Below are 20,453 nucleotides of genomic sequence, written 5' to 3'. Positions count from 1 at the left end.
TGTTCAAGGGGATGTTCGAAAGCGGGAGCGAGGCTTCATGGAATCAGCGCACACGTAGGCGGTCATATTTATCCCATTGGCTGGTATCGGAAAGAATCACCTGATTGCCCGGCTGCAGCCCTTGCAGCAACTGCACGCGGTCGACCGAGGTGGCGCCGACCCGCACTTTCACGCGAGTGGCGGTGTTACCGGAAGGATCGAGGCGGAACAGGCCCACCTCGCTGTTCGCCTCGACCTGGGCCGGGCGGCCCAACGACAGCACTTGTTTGAGTTCGGCGATACGGATGCGGCCATCCACGGAAAGATCGGGACGCGCACCGGCGGGCAATGCCCCGGTCGGCGTCACGTCCACCTGCACGCTGCCGTCGACCACGGCCGGATCGATGCGGCTCACGGTACCGGCGATCATGCCGTTATAGGTGTTGACCTGCACCGACATGCCCAGCGCCACGTCCTTGGCCTGGACCTCGGGTACGCGCAGCCGTGCGATCAGCACGTCGCCACGCGCGACCCGCGCCAGGTCGGTGCCCGCGGCAACCTGCTGGCCTTCCTGCACGGCGACCTGCTGCAACGTGCCGGCAATGCCGGCGCGCACGTCCAGCGCGGCGGACTGGCGCTGGCGCAGGGTCAGGTTGCTGCGCTGCAGTTGCAGCTCGGCGCGCACCGCGGCCATCTGCGCGGCGATGCCCGCGCCGAAGGCCTGCACGCGCTGCTGTTCGACCTCGGCACGATGCTGCAATTGTTTCAGCGCGATCAGCTCCTGCTCGTACTGCACGCGCGCGATCAGGTCTTTCGCCACCGCCTTGGCATCGGCATCGCCCTTGACCTTGGCCGACGCATAGTCGGCCTGGGCCTGGGCCAGCGAGGAACGCTCGTCGAGCAGTTGCGATTGCAACTCGGCGTGTTTGGCGGCGACCTGCGCCTCGGCGGCGGCGACCTGCGCCTGCGCGTTGCGCAGGTCGTTCTCCACCTGCGCACTGGTCAGGCGCAGCAGCACCGTATCGGACTCCACATGGGTGCCCGGCCATATCTCGATCTTCGCCACCTGCGCACTGGTCTGCGCGGCCAGCCAGTGGATGTCACGCGGCACCAGGGTGCCCGGTGCCCGCACCTCGCGCAGCATGTCGCCGCGCTGCACGGTATCGATCCACACGCTGGAACGCTCCACCGTGGGAAGCGCCGGGCCAAGGCTTGCCGCGCCGACGGCGATACCGGCCAGCAACAGTGCGCCCGCGGCGATGGCGATGCGTTTGCGACGGCGTTTGCGTTGGGCGACGAGCGGGTTGGCGATATCCATGAGCCTGTTACAGCAAGGCCCGTGCCATGCGCGAAATCCGCCGTTTCATGCGCTTTTGGCAGGTATCGATAGCAGGCCACCGTCTGGATACGGACAGCAGCGTCCGGACGCGTACACCGGCAGAGCGTCGCAACTGAGCCGCTCCCGCAACTCGCGAAGCGGCTCGCCTTGCCTTGGGGAAGGGCATCGCGACTGAAGTCGCTCCCACATGGAACCGCTGGCTTGCCTGTGGGAGCGACTTCAGTCGCGACGCTCCTGCCTTGAAGATGCGCCCGAATCAGCCGGTATTCTGCAAACCCTGCGAGACACCGTTGACGCAGGCGACCAGCGCCTGCAGCAAGGTGTCGTCGCTGCGCTCGCCGGCACGCCAGCGCTGCAGCAGGTCGACCTGCAGAAGGCTCATCGGATCGACATAGGGATTGCGCAGGTGGATCGAGGCGGCGAGGCGCGGATTGCCCTGCAGCAGGGCGTCACTGCCCTTCAGTCGCAGCAGCCAGTGGCGGGTGCGCTCGAATTCGCTGCGGACCAACCCGAAGAACTCGCCATGCAATGGGCCGGACAGTTTCGAGAACGCCTCGGCGATGTCCAGGTCGCACTTGGCCAGCACCATCTCGACATCGTCCAGCAGGTTGTTGAAGAACGGCCAGTCACGCGCCATTTCCACCAGCGCCGCCTCGCCGAATTGCTGCGCGCCCTGTTCCAGCGCGCTGCCGAGGCCGTACCAGCCGGGCAGGATCGAACGGCACTGCGTCCATGCGAACACCCACGGGATCGCGCGCAGGTCGTGCACGCCGAGCATGCTGCGGCGGCTGGCCGGGCGCGAGCCGAGCGTCATCTGCTCGATCACGTCGATGGGCGTGGCGGTGCGGAAGTAGTCGACGAAGTGCTCGTGCTCGACGAACGCGCGATAGGTTTTGCGGCTGTTCGCGGACAACGTGTTCATCTGCTCGCGCCAGCGTTCTTCACGAGGCTCGGTCTCGCGTGGGCGCAACGATGCGCGCAACACGGCACCGACGGTCTGTTCCAGGTTGCGCAGGGCCAGCGCGCGGATGCCGTACTTGCGATGGATCACCTCGCCCTGCTCGGTGACCCGCAACACACCGGCCACCGCACCGCGCGGCGACGACATCAGCGCCGGCGTGATGCGCGCACCGCCACGGCTGGCCGAGCCGCCGCGGCCGTGGAAAAACGCCAGCTGGATGCCGGCCGCGTTCGCCACCTCCAGCAGTTCCACTTGCGCACGCTGCAGGCCCCAGCGCGAGGCCAGCGTGCCGCCGTCCTTGCCGCTGTCGGAATACCCGAGCATCACCCATTGCTGGTCGTTGCGCGCCGCCAGGTGACGGCGATAGACCGGGTCGTCGAGCAGCGCGCGCAAGGTATCCGGCGCGTTCTTCAGATCGTCGACCGTTTCGAACAGCGGCGCGACATTGAGCGGCACGGCGTTGTCTTCGACCAGGCCGCCATAGCGCGCCAGCGCCAGCACCGCCAGCACGTCGGCGGCCGAGCGCGCCATGCTGATGATGTACAGGCCGACCGCGTCCCTGCCGTAGCGGCGGCGCGCATCGCCGAGGGTGGCAAACACGTCGTACAACGACATCACCACCTCGGCGTGGCTGATCGGGAAACGGACCTCGCCACTGGCGTAATCGCGCAGACGCTGCGTACGCTCGCCCGGCTCCCGTTGGGGCCACTCCGTGTCACCCTGCAGTTCCGCCAGGGCGTCGTCATGCACGCGTGAATCCTGCCGCACATCCAGCCGCGCCAGATGCAGGCCGAACGTGCGCACGCGGCGAATCAAACGCTGCACCGCGTAGGCGCCGGCATGCAGGCCGCCATGGTCGACCAGGCTGGCAGCGATCAACTGGAGGTCGTCGAGCAATTCGGCCTTGGACGTATAGCCTTCCGAATGGTCGTCCTGCTGGGTTGCCTCCAGGCGCGCGCCGATGACGGTGAGCAGGCTGCGGTATGGCATGTCGGCGTGCCGCGGCCGCACGCGCTGCGCGGCCGCGGGGAAACGTGAGCGATAGTCATCCAGGCGCTCCTGCAGCCTCGGATCGACCTTCACGCGGCCTTCGGTCTGGCTGAGCAGGCGCGCCAGCGAGGATACGTCGGCCACGTAGTGTTCGAGTACATGGGCGCGTTGCGTGGAGAGGCTGGCTGCGATGGTGTCCGCACCGACGTTCGGATTGCCATCCATGTCCCCACCGACCCAGGTGGCGAAGCCGAGAAACTGCGGCAGTTTCACCGCCACCCCGTAGACCGACTGCAGCGCATCGGCCAGTGATTCGTACAACGCCGGCACGATCCGGTAAAGCGGGTTGGCCAGGTAGAAACCGACGTGATGATGTTCGTCCTGCACGGTGGGGCGCACCGATGAGGCCTCTGCCGTCTGCCAGCCGGAAGACAGCGCCATGTAGATGCGGTCGTCGTCCTCCTTGCGCTCTTGCGGCGTGCGCTCACGGTCGAAGCCGTCGATCAGCGAGCGCACGATCGCCTGCTCCTTTTCCAGCAGCGAGCGACGCACGGCCTCGGTCGGATGCGCGGTGAACACCGGCTCGATCCATAACCGATCGAGCCAGCCCAGCAATTCGTCGGCGGCAACGCCCTGGGCCTTCAGCTGGCCCAGCACATCGAGCAGCGATTCCGGCTGCGGCGCGCTGCCTTCGCGCTGGTAGTCGCGGCGGCGACGGATGCGGTGAACCTGTTCGGCGGTGTTGACCGCCTGAAAATAGGTGGCGAAGGCGCGCGCCAGCGCTTCGGCAGCGACCGCATCCAGGCCTGCCAACGAACCGGCCAGTTCATCCATCGAGTCGCCTTCGCGGCGACGGCGAATCGCCGCGGTTCGCACCTGTTCGACCCGCTCGAACAGCGCGCTGCCGCCCTGCTCGGCAAGCATCCGTCCGACCATCGCACCGAGCCTGCCGACGTCCTCGCGCAAGGGGCCGTCGGGCGGCAGGAACTCGGGTTCGCGACTTTCTTCCATTCCGGGTGACTCCGACGCCAGGTGAACGGCCAGCCTACCGAATCGCGGCGCTGGAGGCATCCTTCGACGTCTGCCGCTACAATAACGGGCTTGTACTGCCCGCCGAGGGGCGCTGCGACCGTTCGCGACACGGAGTGATCCGTTGTTGGACATCGGCCAGGCTCGGCGCGGCACGTTCCACAACGGCGCTCTGTACGCGAATCCCCTTGCAGAAGGAGGATCTCGCACCAACCGGAGATATCCATGAACGCCGCACTCAAAGAAAACACCCACGACTACAAGATCCGCGACCTCTCGCTGGCCGACTGGGGCCGCAAGGAGCTGGACATCGCCGAGCATGAAATGCCTGGCCTGATGTCCATCCGCAAGAAGCACGCCGCCACCCTTCCGCTCAAGGGCGTGCGCGTGACCGGCTCGCTGCACATGACGATCCAGACCGCGGTGCTGATCGAGACGCTGAAGGACATCGGCGCCGACGTGCGCTGGGCGTCGTGCAACATCTTCTCGACCCAGGACCATGCCGCCGCCGCGATCGCCGCGACCGGCACGCCGGTGTTTGCCTGGAAGGGCGAGACGCTGGAGGAATACTGGGACTGCACGATGGACGCGTTGTCGTTCCCCGACGGCAAGGGCGGCTTCCTCGGCCCGCAGTTGGTGGTTGACGACGGCGGCGACGTTACGCTCTTGATCCACAAAGGTTACGAGCTGGAGAACGGTTCGAAGTGGGTCGACGAAAAGGCGTCCTCACACGAGGAGCAGGTGATCAAGAACCTGCTCAAGCGCGTGCACAGCGAACGTCCGGGTTACTGGCATACCGTGGTCAAGGACTGGAAGGGCGTCTCCGAGGAGACCACCACCGGCGTGCATCGCCTGTACCAACTGGCCGAGGCGAAGTCGCTGCTGATCCCGGCGATCAACGTCAACGACTCGGTCACCAAGTCGAAATTCGACAACCTGTACGGCTGCCGCGAATCGCTGGCCGATGGGCTGAAGCGCGCGATGGACGTGATGCTGGCTGGCAAGGTCGCGGTGGTGTGCGGCTACGGCGACGTCGGCAAGGGCTGCGCGCACAGCTTGCGCGCGTACGGTTCGCGCGTGGTGGTCACCGAGATCGACCCGATCAATGCCCTGCAGGCGGCGATGGAAGGCTTCGAGGTCAACACCGTCGAGAACACGCTGGGCCGCGGCGACATCTACGTCACCACCACCGGCAACAAGGACGTGCTGACGCTTGAGCACCTGAAGTCGATGAAGGACCAGGCCATCGTCTGCAACATCGGCCACTTCGACAACGAGATCCAGGTCGATGCCCTGAACACGATGGGCGGCGTCGAAAAGATCAACATCAAGCCGCAGGTGGACAAGTACGTGTTCGCCGACGGCCACGCGCTGTTCCTGCTGGCCGAAGGCCGCCTGGTGAACCTCGGCTGCGCCACCGGTCACCCGAGCTTCGTGATGTCCAACTCGTTCTCCAACCAGACGCTGGCGCAGATCGAATTGTGGGCGAACAAGGACAAGTACGAAAACAAGGTCTACATCTTGCCGAAGAAACTCGACGAGGAAGTCGCCCGCCTGCACCTGGAGAAGATCGGCGTGAAGCTGACCACACTCACCAAGGAACAGGCTGGTTATCTCGGCGTGCCGGTGGAAGGTCCGTACAAGCCGGAGCATTACCGTTACTGAGTGCCTCGGCCTGAGTCGAAAACGGGGTAACACCCGTTTTTGACAGTTGCTCGTTTACCATATATCTAAGGCACGATGCCGGTGGTTGCAGCGGATATCGTGCAGGGCGGCACCAATTTGACGGCTCGGCGGCGGATCAGTCGCCGTCTTGCCCATAATTCTCCGACGGCATGTGCATCGGGTTACGCTGCGCATATCCGCCATTGGCAAAAAATCCGCTCAACGCCCCGGCCCGCCCAGCATCGGCCCCTGCTGCCCTTGCGCATGGATCTGCGCCTGCAACGCCTGGTTCGTCAGTTGCTGCTGCGTCATCGCCTGATCCACTTCCTTGAACTGGACCGCCGACTGCGCCACCGACGGTGCTTCCTGCAGGGTCTGGCCGAGGACGATCGCCTTGTCCTGAAACCTTTGGTACGGGCCTTCGGGTGTGGCGAACACGGCCAGGTGGGGATGCTCGCCGATACGGCCTTCGGGGCCGTTCTTCAGCAGGCGGACCGCTCCCACGTCGTTCATCTGCATGTCGCGCGCGCCGATCATCACCTGCACCGTTTCGCGATCCAGTGACTCGGCACCTTTTTGCATGCCCCAGCGGGCGTACTCATGGGTCAGTGCCGCACGGGCGTGCTCGAACAGAGGATGGTGCGAGTGGTCCGGATGGCCCGGATGATCCGGCGACAGGCTGTGCGGATCGGGCCGCTGTGTGTTGACGGCCTCTGGCGGCGGCAGCTCCCGCGTACGCCATGCCGCGGCATGTTGTTCGGGCGTGTGGGCCAGGGTCTGCGCCTCGGGGACGGCCAGCACCAGGGGGCGGTCGCCCAGATCTCGGGGATGCTCGATGGCCAACAAGGCCTCGCCATCCTTGCGGAAGTGCTGGATTTCGGTGTTGTAAAGCAAATCGCTGCCCAGCTTGGCGGTGAAGCCGGCGGCCAGGCGATCCTTTTGTTCGGCGCTGTAGCCACGCACTGCCGGTGCCTCATTCAGGGTGGGTCGAGCCTCATGGAAGCCTTGCTCCCCCAGTGCGTCGCGAAACATCTGGTAGCGCGCGTTGAGCGGATGCCCGGCGTGGCGAAAGTCGCGCAGGGCGGGCGGGTCGAGCGGGGGCGACAGTACCGGGGCAGACGGCATCGTCGTCGCGTGCCGGGTCGCGGCAAGCGGCTCGGAAGCCTGCCGCGGCTCGTGCATCGCCTGCTGCTGCGCGGCCAGCGCGGCCAGCGCGGCGTGGCTGGGGTCGACGGCTGTGGCCGGGTCCGGGCGAGCCGGCGCGGAGGTCTGGGCTTCTGCACTTCGGGCGGTTGGACTCAGGTTATGGCGTGGCGACGGAGCCTCGTGCCCCGGTGTACGTATGACCGGCGCAGCAACCGTCGGTGCTGCGCGGACGGACGCCTCGCGTACGGCGGTATGGCCCTGGGTTTCCTGCTGGCGTTGCGCTTCCTGGGCACGGTCGACTTGGCTGCTTTCGCCGTGCAGCGCGCGTTGCTGGTGGCGGGCGGGGTTTAATACGACCGATTCGGCAACAACGCGTGCTGGTGCCTCGCGTTGCAGAGTTTGCAGCGCTTGCCGCTCCTTCGACGCGATATGTGCGTCCATGCTGGGCGTCACCGTTGCCGTCATCAGGTGTCGTTCCAACGCTTCCGAGCCCGCTTGTTTGCCATGACTCACCGCTGTTGCCGCTTCGACTAGACGCGGATAATTCGCGGGATTCAACTCGGCGTTTAGCGCCAGGCCCGCTCCCGCGACGGCTCCCATCGTGGCGATGGCCGCAGGAGCATGCCGCGTTGCGCCCTCGATACCCTGCGCCGTCGCATCCAGTCCTGCGCGCGCGTAGTGTCCCGATTCGCTGATGACGCTCTGCTGCGCGGCACCGTAGGCATCGGTCGCCTTGCCGGTTGCCGTTTCCATCTTGTGCGTGATACCACGAATCGCGGCGGCATCGACTCGTCCTGTGTGGCGATCGGCGGCAGCGGCCGCCGCCCCTTGCCGCTGTGCTTCCAGTCCGACTTGTTCCAGCCGTGCGGCTTGGGTTTCCGCAGCGCGCTGCGCCTGCTCGGGCAACAGGTGGCCCGCACCACGTAGCAGCATCGCGTCGAATTCGGCGCCGAGATGTTTGGCCCGGCCCAACCCCTGATCGAGCTGTGCTGACATTTCGGCCTGCGCCGTGCGCGCATGCGCCAGCGTTGCGCCCACCGCATACTCGCCCGCTTGAACTACCACGCCTTCGGCCCGCGTTATCGTATGTGCGCCCATGCCCACGGTGGTCGTCGCGGAATCCACACCACGGCCGGTGGCGTGCAACCCTTGCGCCTCCAGGCGACCGCCTGCCGCCACCACTTCGCCACCGCGTTCGCCAATGCGAGCACCCGCGGCGACCACCGCCAGCGATTCCAGCAGCGGCGTGGCCAGCCGTGTGGTTTCCGGCAGACTCGTCACCTGCACGCGTGGCATCAGGTTCCCCTGCGCATCCCGCGTCATCGCCGCCAGCACGTGCTGCGCGCCGGCCGCCAGCGGCAAGTCGCGCAACATCAGGTCGGTATTGCCGGTGGCGACCTTGTCCACGAAGGCGTTCACCGTTTTTTGTGCCTGCGGCGGCAAACCTTCCCCCAGTTTCTGTGCGAACAGTGCGCGCGCCTCCGGCACGCGCTGCAGCACATCGCACGTCTCCTTCAAGGTGGCGCCAAGTTCCTGTCGCCGCAACGCATCCATGTTGTGCAGGTTGTTCTGCACGCCATCGCTGAGCAGCTCGCCCTGCACCTGGTAATTGGTGATGAGGTGACTCAAATCCTTGGACACCACGACACCCGGATGCTGCTGAGCGAACCGCTCGGTGGTGATCGGGTTGAGTCCGGCCGCGTTGAAGGTAGTGGCGTGGGTATTGGTGACGGCGGCGACGGCAGCAGCCATGCCGCCAGCTAGGCTATGGCCGGTGGGTTCGAAATCGACATCTTTACCCTTTAGCAGAAGTCCCAAGTTCATAGCGCGGTCGTAGTAATCGGTTTCCAGTCCGATCGACTGCGGGAAGTTGTTGGCAGCGAAATCTTCCGTCGTGGTGTTGTGGGGCTTCTTGCCATCTGATGTCATCACCTCACCGGACGAACCCTTGAAAGCAAGCGTGGGCTTGTAGCCGGCCTGCTGCATCGTTGCATCCGGCACATAAATTTCGGCGCGGAAGCCCGATTGATCCGGATGCAAAGTCTGCAATAAGGTCCTTTCGTCCATGTGCAGTTGCGCTGCATATTTCTCCAGCAACTCTGGATGTTCGCTTAGCCGTGCCCAGCCCTGCGGTGGTTGACCTTCACCCTTGGCTGCCCGGTAAACATCCTGCGACAAACCGTCCATCTGGCGGTCGTGGTAGAGCGTCTGCAGGTGGTCCGCCTCGCGCAGCGCGGCAAGATCGTTGCGAGCGCGCAAATGTTCCAGTAGGCCCTGTTCACGTTCGAGTTCGGTTGGCATGCAATCGTTCCTTGATCGAATGGGTTACAGCAATGGGATGTCTTTTTCTTCGTAAGGCTGGCCAAGGTCTTTACGCTGTCGGCGATAATGCTCGGGCATCGGAGGGCGTTTGAACCTGTGTGTCAGCAGCCACTGTTGGCATTTGCGCTTCCAGCCCATCATGTTCGGTTTGTCGGGATACCAGAAAATATCTTCCAAGGTGTAGTAACGAACCACTTCATTCGGTGATGCCTTGACCCATTCTTCGGCTTTCGGATCGGCTCCATGTTGCAACAACCAATAGGCTGCCTCGAAATTACCTTCCTGGGTGTAGTCCCCAAGAATCGACTTGCCTTGGGTCGCCACACCCATATCCGCTCCATGCTCCACCAGCACCTGCACGTTCTGCCACTGGTTGTGCCAGATGTAAGCTTGGAACAGCAATGTTTCATCATTGGTGTTGTGCGTATTCGGATCACCACCGTGCTCCAGCAACAATTTCAAATAGGCCGGGTCTTCGTTCATCGCGGCATAAACCATGGCATTGTTATGCGTATAAAAGGTTCCTCCGCTGCCATCCGGGTAATGCTCGGTGCGCGTTCTTGGATCGCGTGCATTGGGATCGGCGCCATTGTCCAGTAACGCCTTGAGGCCGCCCAGGCTTTGCGTGATCACCGGCCATGCCACCACCGGGACGGCGTAGTCGTCCTCGCTGAAAAGCACATCCGGGTTGATGTGCTCGTCCTTGATCAACCGCCGCACTTCTTCCGCGTTGTTGTCCTGCGCCGCACGGGCCAGCGCCAGTGCCTGCGGGTTCTTGAATGTGTTGGCCGGAGTGAACCATTTCGACTGGCTCGATGGCGCCGCGCCACCGGCTGACGCATCCGGCGAAGGCACGTTGCAGCCGGCCAGTGGCAGCAGAATCAGCATGACCAAACCAGCCCAGCGCATTGCTTTCGTCATCACCATAGCTTTCCTTGAATGCCAGCGACTCATCCTAACTTGTCGGCGTAGTCGTGCAATGTGCATCAGTTCGCCAGCCATTGGCCTTCCTGCGCACTCTCCAAGTGGATGACGTTTTTCGCGGGCGCCGTCTGTTGCGGGCTTGGTGCGACCACTTTTGATCTCCGCCGGCGGCACAGCCGCCCGCTCCTTGAAGTCCTTGTTCTTGAAGAACCAGCTCTTCTTCGCACGGATCGGTTTGCAGCCTTCGTAGAAGATCAGTTCCTCGCCACCGGCAGTCGCCGTAGGTGGACCGCAATTGCGCGCGGCTCTACACGAACCGAGGAAAAGCCGAACGAGGTGGTTGGAAAGGAACCACTCGCCGGCCAACGCCGCCACCAGCAGCACCAATGCAAATCCCAGCTTGCCGCCGCTCATTCCTTGACTCCCTTGCAGGCGACTTTCGATGCTGGGCAACCTGTGACGCACTGTCAATCCGGATCGGCTCAACTTCTTGTAGGTTTTGACGCGCAACGCACACCCTGCGCTTGCGTCGACTGCCGAGCGATTTCAGATCAGCGGAATGCATACCGGCGAGGCGAGCAAGTCCATTGGACGATCTCGTTTTCTCTACGATACGCAAGCCTGAAAAATCATCACCTCGCTCCGCATGAAAAGTGCACATCTGCTGACTCGCTGCAAGAATCGCCGCGCCCGCACGTCTTCAGGTATGACCACCCAGGAGATGTGCCCATGCCATTGTCACTGGCCACCGAAGGAGCACCCATGTCGGACACCGCGCCGCCGGATGTCGCCAGTCTTGCCCGCGTCTATGGGTGCTCGGTCTTCCAGGCCGCCTATCGCCCAGCCACGCCGAAGACGTGCAGCAGGAAGTGTTCCTGCGCCTGCTGGAAAGGCCTGTCGGCCAGATCGCCTCGTGGCCTGCCTACCTGACCACGCTGGCCGTACGCATGGCCATCGACCGGCTGCGCAATCGGCAACGTTGGCGGCGGTTGCTGACGATGTGGCGCGCGGCGGCTCCGGCGGCGTTCGACAGCACCGAACGGGCGTCCATTCCACGTATATATCGCTTCATCGCGAAATAGAGATATATACTTGCCGACATTGTCCATCTGGAACCCCCGCGATGCCGGCGATCAGCTTCGAATTCTTTCCACCCAAGACCGATGAACAACGTGCGCAGCTGGATCGCGCCGCGCAGGCCCTGAAAGCGCACCAGCCGGAATACGCCTCGGTCACCTTCGGCGCTGGCGGTTCCACCCTCAGCTATACCGGCGATACCGTGGCGCGGCTGTACACGCGACATGGCCTCAGCGTCGCACCGCACCTTTCCTGCATGGGCGGCACTCGGGCGGAGATCGCCGACTTGCTGGATGGCTATCGGGCAGCCGGCTACCGGCGCATCATCGCCCTGCGTGGCGACATGCCATCGGGCATGGCCACGGCTGGCGATTTCCGCTATGCGGCCGAACTGGTCAGCTTCATCCGCGAGCATTGCGGCGACCACTTCCACATCGAGGTGGCGGCGTACCCGGAAACCCATCCGCAAGCCGACGATGCGCTACGCGACCTGCAGCATTTCAAGGCGAAGATCGACGCCGGCGCGAATGGTGCGATCACCCAGTATTTCTTCAATCCGGACGCTTATTTCCGCTTCGTCGACGACGTGCGCAAGCTCGGCGTCAACGTGCCGATCGTGCCGGGGATCATGCCGATCTCGAATTACAGCCAGCTGCGCCGTTTCTCCGACATGTGCGGCGCGGAGATCCCGCGCTGGATCGCCAAACGCATGCAGGCGCATGGCGACGATGCCGATTCGGTGCACGCGCTCGGCGCCGAGGTGGTGGCGCAATTGTGCCGTCGCCTGCTCGATGGCGGCGCACCGGGCTTGCACTTCTACACGTTGAACCGGGCCAGGGCGACGCAGGCGGTACTGAAGCAGCTTTCCTGACGCAGCGCCCGGGTATGCTGCCGCGATGCCCCGCCTAACCGCCCTGCTATGCCTTGTCGGCCTGGTTGCCCTCGCTTCGCCAGCGATGGCGCAGACCGAGATCCATCGCTGCATCGGCGCCAACGGCGGCGCGGTTTTCACCGACCAGCCCTGCGCCGCATTGCAGGCCACCTCGGTTACCTCCGCGCCGCGGGTCGATGCGCTGCCATCGGCGACCCCGCCACCGATCCTGTGCGCGGCCAGCGTGAGCGAGTTGCGGCAGAGTGTGATCGACGCGTTCGCCAGTCATGACGCCAACCGGATGGCCGGGATGATGTTGTGGAACGGCTATGGCCGCGGCGCGGCGATCGCCGATATCCAGTCGCTGACCCAATGGATGAAACAGCCGTTGGTTGAGGTAGAAATGCCCGGCGACCCGGCGGCCGCAGGCACAGATCACGAGCAGCCGGCGAGCGCCGCGACCAGCGTCGATCCGTTCACCCTGGATATCCCTCCCTCGCCGGCTCCGCCCGGCAATCAGCTGGTGCTGCACACCGCCAACGACGATGGTGGGGCACGCGACCTGCGTTTCGACATCGTCCACCGCGCCGGCTGCCTGTGGCTGCGCAACGCGAATTGACGCCGCCAAAGGCGGTAGCAGCTATCATGGGGGGTCCCCTTTTGGAGAATCGACATGGCGCAGCAATACCCCGAATGGATCTGGCAGAACGGAAGCATCAAGCCCTGGGCCGACGCGACCACGCATGTGATGTCGCATGCGCTTCATTACGGCTCATCGGTGTTCGAGGGCATCCGTAGCTACGCCACACCGGATGGCGCGGCGATTTTTCGCCTCACCGATCATCTCAATCGGCTCTACCAGTCGGCCAAGATCTACGACATGGTGCTGCCGTACTCCGTCGACGAACTGGCGGCGGCCTGCCGCGGCGTGATCAAGAAGAACGAGCTGGGTGCAGCCTATCTGCGTCCTGTCGCCTATCGTGGCCTGGGCGGTTTCGGCCTGTCTGCCGAAACGCCGATCGACTGTGCCGTGGCGGCGTGGCCAATGGGTCCCTATCTCGGGCCAGAGGCGTTGCAGAACGGCATCGACGCCTGCGTGTCGAGCTGGCAGCGATTCGCACCGAACACCATTCCCGCCGGCGCGAAAGCCGGTGGCAATTACCTGTCCGGCCAGCTGATCGCACGCGAGGCACGCCGCCTCGGCTTCGGTGAAGGCATCGCCCTGGCATCCACTGGCCTGCTCAGCGAAGGTGCCGGCGAAAACCTGTTCCTGGTCTTCGACGGCGTGCTGCACACCACGCCGGCCAGCGCCTCGATCCTCGCCGGCATCACCCGCGACACGATCAAGACACTCGCCCGCGAAGACGGCATCGAAGTGGTCGAGCGCGATATCCCACGTGAATACCTGTATCTCGCCGACGAACTGCTGATGTGCGGCACCGCCGCCGAAATCACCCCGATCCGCTCGGTCGACGGCAAGCAGGTCGGCACCGGCAAGGCCGGCCGCGTGACGTTGCGTCTGCAGGAGCTGTTCTTCGGCCTGTTCGACGGTCGTACCCATGACAAGTGGGGCTGGCTGGAACAGGTGTGATCTTCGGCTCCCTCCCCTGCTTGCAGGGGAGGGTTGGTGTGGGGTCGCTCTTGATCTCTCTGGCAAGCTCGGGCAACCCCCTTCACCTGAAGGACTCCCTTCGGTCGCCGACCTCCCCCTGCTTGCGGGGGGAGGAGCTAAGTCTGTCGCTCAACTGAAACGGCCGTGCTCCCTCCCCTGCTTGCAGGGGAGGGTTGGGGTGGGGTCGCTTTTGATCTCTCTGCAGGTTCAGGCAGCCTCCCCCGGCTTGCAAGGGAGGAGCATGAGGAGATCAGCTGAACTTGATGCTGGCGATGGCGCCGTTGGCGTCACTGCGGGGACGCATCGAGACATCCCAGCCGTACAGCTCGCATAGCCGGCGCACGATGGCCAGGCCGAGCCCGGCGCCGCTGCCACCGGCGCCTTCACCACGGACGCCACGCTGGAACAGGCGCTCGGCATCTTCCGGCCTGATGCCGGGGCCGGTATCGATCACTTCGATGCCACCGGCACCGACTTCGACCCGGACGCTGCCTTCCAGGGTGTACTTGATCGCATTGCTGATCAGGTTGGTCAGCGCCACCGACAACACGGACGCCGGTGCATTGACGTTCACCGGCTCGTTGATGGTGAGGTCGACGGTCAACGGCTTGCCGCGCATCTGCGGACGCTGGCTTTCGATGACGTCCGCAGCGACCTTGCCGACCTCGGTCGTTTCGCCGCGAGTGGGGCCGCGCCGCTCGGCGCGCGACAGCAACAACAACGCCTCGATCAGCTCGGTGGCCTGGCGCGAAGCGCGTTCGATCCGCTTCAACCGCTCGCTCAGTTTCTCGGAGAGGTCCGGCGAACCCTGCAGCAATTCGGTGGTGCTGGCGATCACCGCCAGCGGCGTGCGCAACTCGTGGCTGACGTCGGAGTTGAATTCGCGGTCGCGCTCGACCATCGCGGTGAGGCGCGCCGAATATTCGTCCAGCGCATACGCCAGTTCGCCCACTTCATCATCGGCGAAATGCTGCGCCAGTGGCTCGGCCTTGCCGGCCTTGCGGAAGTCGCGCAAGCGGTTGGCCAGTTCGCTGACCGGTTTGAGCACCTTGCGCGAGAGCCACAATCCGATCGCCAGCGACAACAGGCTGAACAGCATCACGGCACCCACCAGCGAGAGCACCAGTTGCTGCTTGCCCAGATCCTCGCGACTGATGTCGTAACGAGTGAAACCGATGATGCCGTCCTTGCGCTGCACCGCCAGCTTGTAGTGCCGCATACGGCCGCTCTTGTCGACCTCGTGGATGTCGTGAACGCCGCTCTTCAGGTTTTGCCACGGCAGCGGCATCTTGTACAAAGTGCGATCGCTCTTGACCCAACCCTCGATCAGTTCGGATTGAAACGGCTCATTGGCAATGGCCTTGTCGACCGCCTGATTGACGTCGTTCTGCATGCTGTCGTTGATCAGCTGGTTCTCCACCTTGGCCCGCACATAAAGCGAAGCCACGGCAAACAACGCGCTGAGGCCGAAGCCGAACAGCGCGAAGGAGACGATCAATCGAAAGCGAAGCTTACGCCTGGACTGCATCCGGCTCGACCATCCGATAGCCAATACCGTGCCGCGTGTGGATCAGCGGCTTCTCGAACGGCTTGTCGATGGCGGCGCGCAAACCGTGGATATGCACGCGCAGCGAATCGCTGTCGGGCAATTCCTCACCCCACACTTTCTGTTCCAGATCCTGCCGGGTAACCACCGATGGACTGGCTTCCATCAGCGCCTGCAGCAACTTCAGGCCGATCGGATTCAACTGGATCGACTTGCCTTCGCGATTCACCGTCAGCGTGTCGAGGTTGAAGGTGAGGTCGGCCACTTTCAGTACGCGGCTTTGCGGGCCCTTGCCCCGGCGAGCCAGCACTTCCAGCCGTGCAGACAGCTCCTGCAAGGCGAAGGGCTTGGTCATGTAGTCGTCGGCGCCGGACTCGAAACCGGTCAGCTTCTGCTCCAGCGCATCGCGCGCGGTCAGCATCAGGATCGGGGTTTGCTTGTGGGCCTCGTGACGCAGTTTGCGCGCCACTTCCAGGCCGTCCATGCCGGGCAGCGTGAGATCCAGCACGATCACGTCGAAATCGTGCACCACTGCCAAGTGCAGGCCGGTCACGCCGTCGCCTGCAAAATCGACCACGTTGCCACGGTCTTCCAGATAATCGCCGATGTTGGTCGCGATATCGCTGTTGTCTTCAATTACCAGAACGCGCATGTGTCACTCCTGCGCAGCCGACGCACGGGCCGGCTGAGATACAAGCTTAACAAGCTTGCGTGAACGAAGTGCGCTGGTCGCGCCACAAAGCTGAACAGGCCACGCCGCAGGCAAGAAAAAGGCCCAGACACACGACTCGCCGTCGCCCGCCTGGGCCCAAACTACTGCCCCGATACCATCATCTGCTGTCACCGAAACGCATGCCAAGCAAAAAACAGTGACTGCTTTATAGGGGATTTCTGGTTACGGTGCGGTTAACCCGTTCTCACCAGCGATGAACCGGCCGCGAAACCGGTGTTGTGCAGGGGTGATTCAGGCCCGGGAAGATTTGCGGCGTGGGCGGATATCGGTCTGGGCGACCCGCGCTTCGGCCTGCAACAGATCCATGATGGCACCGGCCACATCCACACCGGTGGCCGCCTCGATCCCTTCCAGGCCGGGCGAGGCATTCACTTCCAGCAACAGCGGCCCGCGATTGGAACGGAGCAGGTCGACCCCGGCGATACCCAGGCCCAGCGCGCCGGCCGCGCGCACCGCGATGCGCTTTTCCTCGGCGCTCAGCGTGGCGGCCTTGGCGCTGCCGCCACGGTGCAGGTTGGCGCGAAACTCGCCGGGGCTGGAGTCGCGTTGCATCGCCGCCACCACTTTCTTGCCGACCACGAAGCAGCGCAGATCGCTGCCCTTGGCCTCGCCGATGAACTCCTGCACCAGGAAGTTCGCGTACAGGCCGCGGAAAGCCTCGATCACGCTCTGCGACGCACTGCGTTTCTCGGCCAGCACCACGCCGGTGCCCTGGCTGCCTTCGTTGAGCTTGATCACGTGCGGCGGATCGCCAAGCAGGGCCAGCACGTCGTCGGTGTCGTCCGGGTTGTCGCCGAACACGGTGACCGGCATGTCGATGCCCTGCGCCGCCAGGATCTGCAGGCAGCGCAACTTGTCGCGCGCACGCAGCACCGCATCGGACGGGTTCGGCGTGTACACGCCCATCATTTCCAGCTGACGCAGCACGGCGGTGCCGTAGAACGTGCTGGAGGTGCCGATGCGCGGGATCACCGCGTCGATGTCGCGCACTTCCTTGCCCTTGTAGCGGATCGCCACCGCTCCCGGCGCGATCCGCACGTAGCAGCGCAACGGATCGAACACGCGCACCACGTGGCCGCGCACGCGGGCAGCCTCGACCAGGCGCTTGGTCGAATACAGGCGGGTATTGCGCGACAGTATCGCGATCTTCATACGGAGGCCGTCATGGATGGTTGGCGGCCACTATCGGCGGCCGTGGCTGGGTATAGGAACAGGCCGGATCCACCGCAAAACGCCCGCTAAGCGCGGTGCGGCCCAGCAACATCGGAAACAGCATGTGCCGGCGATCGGTCAGGTTGATGTCGACACTGAACTGTTGCCCGGCCAGTTGTACTTCACTGCGGATGAACCAGCGCTCAGTGCGTCGCCCGCCGGTATCGGTAACCGTGCGGCGATCCAGTGCCGGCACTTCGCAATGGAATTCCAGCGGCTGGCGCCGGCCGATATGCATGGTGAAACGCAGCCAGGTCGCGCCGTTGCGCTCGAAAGCTTCGAGGGTGTCCACATGCAACGAACTGCTGCGTGCGCCGGTATCGAGCTTGGCCTTGAGCATGCCGATGCCAAGCTGCGGCAACGCCAACCGCTCACGCCAACCGAGTGTGATCAGATCCGCCATGGGGGTTCGGGAAAGCTCGGGGATCGATGCGGCGGGGAATGGAGCGGGTGAAGGGAATCGAACCCTCGTCAGTAGCTTGGGAAGCTACAGCTCTACCATTGAGCTACACCCGCGTTGGCCGGCGGATGGTAACCCGGGATTCGCGTGGTTGGAAAGCCGGCGGCATCGGCTTGGCGAATGCCAGCGGCTACAATGGCCAGATGCAAATTATCCTCAACGGCCAGCCGCGCGACTGCCCGCCCGCCATCACCGTCATTCAGCTGCTCGAACAGGCCGGTTACGCCGGGCGACGTGTCGCCGTGGAGCTGAACCAAGAGATCGTGCCGCGCAGCCAGCATGCCAGTCGGCTGCTGGCCGACGGCGATCAGCTGGAAATCGTCCACGCCATCGGCGGCGGCTGACCCGTCGTTCGTTCTGCATCTGCGTATCCAGGGCATCCCATGAATCTCAAGACCATCGACATCACCGATCCGTTGATCATCGCCGGCAAAAGCTACGGCTCGCGCCTGCTCACCGGCACCGGCAAATACAAGGATTTCGACGAGACGCGCGCCGCCTCGCAAGCGGCCGGCGCGGAGATCGTCACGGTGGCTATTCGCCGCGTGAACATCGGCCAGGAGGCCGGCCAGCCCAACCTGCTCGACGCGTTGCCACCCGACCAGTTCACCCTGCTGCCGAATACCGCCGGTTGCTACAACGCTGTCGACGCCGTGCGCACCTGCAAATTGGCGCGCGAGCTGCTGGACGGCCACCAGTTAGTCAAGCTCGAGGTGCTGGGCGACCAGCGCACGCTGTTCCCCGATGTGGTGGAAACGCTGAAGGCCGCCGAGATCCTGGTCGCCGACGGCTTCGAGGTCATGGTCTACACCAGCGACGATCCGATCCTGGCCAAACGGCTGGAAGCCATCGGCTGCGTCGCGGTGATGCCGCTGGCCGCGCCGATCGGCTCGGGCCTGGGCATCCAGAACCGCTACAACCTGCTGGAGATCATCGAGAACGCCACCGTGCCGATCATCGTCGATGCCGGCGTCGGCACCGCCTCCGACGCGGCGATCGCGATGGAGCTGGGTTGCGACGGCGTGCTGATGAACACCGCGATTGCCGGTGCGCGCGATCCGGTGCTGATGGCGCATGCGATGAAGCTGGCGATCCAGGCCGGCCGCGCCGCCTTCCGCGCTGGCCGCATTCCGCGCAAGCGCTACGCCTCCGCCTCCAGCCCCATCGACGGCACGATCGGTTAACTGCTTTGCTTCTGCCCCTGCTGCACGGGGAGGCTGGCGACCGAACGAAGTCCTTCGGGTGAGGGGGTAATGCTCTTGCTCCTGGCTTGAAGATCAAAAGCACCCCACCCCAATCCTCCCTTGCCTTGCAGGGGAGGGAGTCAAATTTCCCGGATTCCGCATGACCGACACGCCTGACCACAACGCCCCCGAATACATGCGCCGCATTCGCAGCTTCGTGCTGCGCGAAGGTCGCATGACGCCGGCGCAACAACGCGCGTTCGACACGCTGTGGTCGCGCTTCGGCATCGACTATCGGGGCACATCGCATGACTTTGCCGCGAACTTTGGCCGGCAGGTACCGCTGGTGCTGGAGATCGGATTCGGCAACGGCGAAGCGCTCGCCTGGGCCAGCGAGCACGATCAGGCACGCGATTTTCTCGGCATCGAAGTGCACGGCCCAGGCGTCGGCCGGCTGATGAATGCGCTGGCCGCACGCGACGCGACCAACGTGCGGTTGTACAAACACGACGCGGTGGAAGTGCTGGAGCACGAGATCGCCCCCGGCACCCTCGCCGAAGCGCGGATCTGGTTTCCCGACCCGTGGCACAAGAAACGCCACAACAAGCGCCGACTGATCCAGCCCGACTTTGCCGCCCTGCTCGCCTCACGCATGGCGCCCGATGGCCTGCTGCATCTGGCCACCGACTGGCAAGCCTATGCCGAACACATGCTTGAAGTGATGGAAGCGGCGCCCGGCTGGTGCAATCAGCTGGGGCCTGGCCAGTACGCCGAGAAGCCAGCGTGGCGCATCGAAACGCACTTCGAGCGGCGCGGGCTGAAACTGGGGCATGGGGTTTGGGATTTGCTGTACCGCAAGAGCTGACCCCTTCCCAACCTCCCCCTACTGCGCAGGAGGAGGAGCAAAGCCGTTTCCCCATACCGCCATGATCGCCGTGCTGTGCCCCCTCCCCTATCAAGTAGAGGAGGGTTGGGGTGGGGTCGCTCTTGATCTTTCTTCCAGCTCTCGAAAAATCTCCCCCACCACATCCTCCGTGCGCAGCAACACATCGTCATTCCAGAAAACGCAGCACGCGATAACCCTCGCGTCGTAGAGCTTCGGAGCGTCGCCGGTCATATTCGAGCGCATCCAGATGCTGTCCGCCATCCAGCTCGATCACCAGGCGCGCCGGCACACAGACGAAATCCACGATGAAACCGGCCAACGGGTACTGCCGCCGACATTTATGGCCGGCCAATTGCTGACGCCGCAGGAAGTACCACAGGCGTAGCTCCGCATCGGTGCTGTCGTTGCGCAGGCGGCGGGCGCGAATCCATTTGAGGTGCATGGCGAGTCCTTTCCACGGGGATGAGCGAAGAGCTTTACCCCCTCCCGGCCTCCCCCTGCCAGCAGGGGAGGAGCA

At 64.2% G+C, this 20,453-nt stretch carries 17 protein-coding genes, 1 tRNA gene and 1 riboswitch; of the genes, 8 read left to right on the top strand and 10 right to left on the bottom strand.

Going from position 1 to position 20,453, the window contains the following annotated elements:
- Positions 1–43: 43 nt before the first annotated feature.
- Positions 44–1,297: an efflux RND transporter periplasmic adaptor subunit gene (locus ACPPVV_RS03560; RefSeq protein WP_426702102.1), complete on the bottom strand. Its 1,254-nt coding sequence runs from the start codon at positions 1,295–1,297 to the stop codon at positions 44–46.
- 277 nt (positions 1,298–1,574) lie between these two features.
- Complete coding sequence (gene ppc / locus ACPPVV_RS03555; RefSeq protein WP_426702101.1) at positions 1,575–4,280, bottom strand: phosphoenolpyruvate carboxylase; 2,706 nt, start codon at positions 4,278–4,280, stop codon at positions 1,575–1,577.
- Between the two features lie 98 nt (positions 4,281–4,378).
- Positions 4,379–4,478, top strand: a riboswitch (S-adenosyl-L-homocysteine riboswitch).
- 45 nt (positions 4,479–4,523) lie between these two features.
- Between ppc and ahcY the strand changes: the two genes are divergently transcribed.
- Complete coding sequence (ahcY, locus tag ACPPVV_RS03550; RefSeq protein ID WP_426702100.1) at positions 4,524–5,963, top strand: adenosylhomocysteinase; 1,440 nt, start codon at positions 4,524–4,526, stop codon at positions 5,961–5,963.
- Between the two features lie 219 nt (positions 5,964–6,182).
- On the opposite strand, the gene ACPPVV_RS03545 is transcribed toward ahcY, so the two are convergent.
- A complete protein-coding gene (locus ACPPVV_RS03545; protein ID WP_426702099.1) occupies positions 6,183–9,410 on the bottom strand; it encodes a hypothetical protein in 3,228 nt (1,075 codons plus the stop codon).
- 24 nt (positions 9,411–9,434) lie between these two features.
- On the bottom strand, positions 9,435–10,769 hold the full coding sequence (locus tag ACPPVV_RS03540; RefSeq protein ID WP_426702098.1) for an ankyrin repeat domain-containing protein: 1,335 nt from the start codon (positions 10,767–10,769) through the stop codon (positions 9,435–9,437).
- 398 nt (positions 10,770–11,167) lie between these two features.
- Here ACPPVV_RS03540 and ACPPVV_RS03535 point away from each other — a divergent pair, with 398 nt between their 5' ends.
- Genes ACPPVV_RS03535 through ACPPVV_RS03520 form a run of 4 tightly spaced genes read left to right on the top strand, consistent with a single transcriptional unit; the run spans position 11,168 to position 13,894 of the window.
- Positions 11,168–11,437 (top strand): sigma factor, encoded by a 270-nt coding sequence (locus ACPPVV_RS03535; RefSeq protein WP_426702097.1) that lies wholly within the window; start codon positions 11,168–11,170, stop codon positions 11,435–11,437.
- A 41-nt stretch (positions 11,438–11,478) separates the two neighbouring features.
- Positions 11,479–12,303 (top strand): methylenetetrahydrofolate reductase [NAD(P)H], encoded by an 825-nt coding sequence (gene metF, locus ACPPVV_RS03530; protein ID WP_426702096.1) that lies wholly within the window; start codon positions 11,479–11,481, stop codon positions 12,301–12,303.
- 25 nt (positions 12,304–12,328) lie between these two features.
- Positions 12,329–12,922 (top strand): DUF4124 domain-containing protein, encoded by a 594-nt coding sequence (locus ACPPVV_RS03525; protein ID WP_426702095.1) that lies wholly within the window; start codon positions 12,329–12,331, stop codon positions 12,920–12,922.
- Positions 12,923–12,976: 54 nt separating this feature from the next.
- Entirely contained in the window at positions 12,977–13,894 is a 918-nt protein-coding gene (locus ACPPVV_RS03520) for a branched-chain amino acid transaminase (protein WP_426702094.1), read from the top strand.
- 271 nt (positions 13,895–14,165) lie between these two features.
- Here ACPPVV_RS03520 and ACPPVV_RS03515 read toward each other — a convergent pair whose 3' ends face one another.
- From ACPPVV_RS03515 to ACPPVV_RS03495, 5 genes are all read right to left on the bottom strand, one after another.
- Positions 14,166–15,443, bottom strand: a complete 1,278-nt coding sequence (locus ACPPVV_RS03515) for a sensor histidine kinase (RefSeq protein ID WP_426702093.1) — start codon at positions 15,441–15,443, stop codon at positions 14,166–14,168.
- Positions 15,427–16,113, bottom strand: coding sequence for a response regulator transcription factor (locus tag ACPPVV_RS03510; RefSeq protein WP_426702092.1), 687 nt, complete (start codon positions 16,111–16,113; stop codon positions 15,427–15,429). Before ACPPVV_RS03510 ends, ACPPVV_RS03515 begins: the two co-directional genes overlap by 17 nt.
- A 312-nt stretch (positions 16,114–16,425) precedes the next feature.
- Positions 16,426–17,346 carry a 30S ribosomal protein S6--L-glutamate ligase gene (rimK, locus tag ACPPVV_RS03505; protein WP_426702091.1) on the bottom strand — a complete coding sequence of 307 codons (921 nt, stop codon included), beginning with the start codon at positions 17,344–17,346 and terminating at the stop codon, positions 16,426–16,428.
- A gap of 10 nt (positions 17,347–17,356) precedes the next feature.
- The gene (locus ACPPVV_RS03500; RefSeq protein WP_426702090.1) at positions 17,357–17,809 is read right to left on the bottom strand and encodes an ATP-dependent zinc protease; all 453 of its coding nucleotides are present in this window, start codon (positions 17,807–17,809) and stop codon (positions 17,357–17,359) included.
- Positions 17,810–17,848: 39 nt separating this feature from the next.
- Positions 17,849–17,922, bottom strand: a tRNA-Gly gene (locus ACPPVV_RS03495).
- Here ACPPVV_RS03495 and thiS point away from each other — a divergent pair.
- The 3 genes from thiS to trmB all read left to right on the top strand — a co-directional run bounded on the left by thiS (position 17,908) and on the right by trmB (position 19,915).
- Complete coding sequence (gene thiS / locus ACPPVV_RS03490; RefSeq protein WP_426702089.1) at positions 17,908–18,210, top strand: sulfur carrier protein ThiS; 303 nt, start codon at positions 17,908–17,910, stop codon at positions 18,208–18,210. The two genes, ACPPVV_RS03495 and thiS, sit on opposite strands and share 15 nt — an antisense overlap.
- Positions 18,211–18,249: 39 nt before the next feature.
- Complete coding sequence (locus ACPPVV_RS03485; protein ID WP_426702088.1) at positions 18,250–19,050, top strand: thiazole synthase; 801 nt, start codon at positions 18,250–18,252, stop codon at positions 19,048–19,050.
- 160 nt (positions 19,051–19,210) lie between these two features.
- Positions 19,211–19,915, top strand: coding sequence for a tRNA (guanosine(46)-N7)-methyltransferase TrmB (gene trmB, locus ACPPVV_RS03480; protein ID WP_426702087.1), 705 nt, complete (start codon positions 19,211–19,213; stop codon positions 19,913–19,915).
- 187 nt (positions 19,916–20,102) lie between these two features.
- On the opposite strand, the gene ACPPVV_RS03475 is transcribed toward trmB, so the two are convergent.
- Positions 20,103–20,378, bottom strand: coding sequence for an endonuclease domain-containing protein (locus ACPPVV_RS03475; RefSeq protein WP_426702086.1), 276 nt, complete (start codon positions 20,376–20,378; stop codon positions 20,103–20,105).
- Positions 20,379–20,453 lie beyond the last annotated feature (75 nt).

The sequence above is a fragment of the Rhodanobacter sp. Col0626 genome (assembly GCF_049994385.1).
Lineage (GTDB): Bacteria > Pseudomonadota > Gammaproteobacteria > Xanthomonadales > Rhodanobacteraceae > Rhodanobacter.
This window is presented reverse-complemented; position numbering and strand designations above follow the sequence as displayed.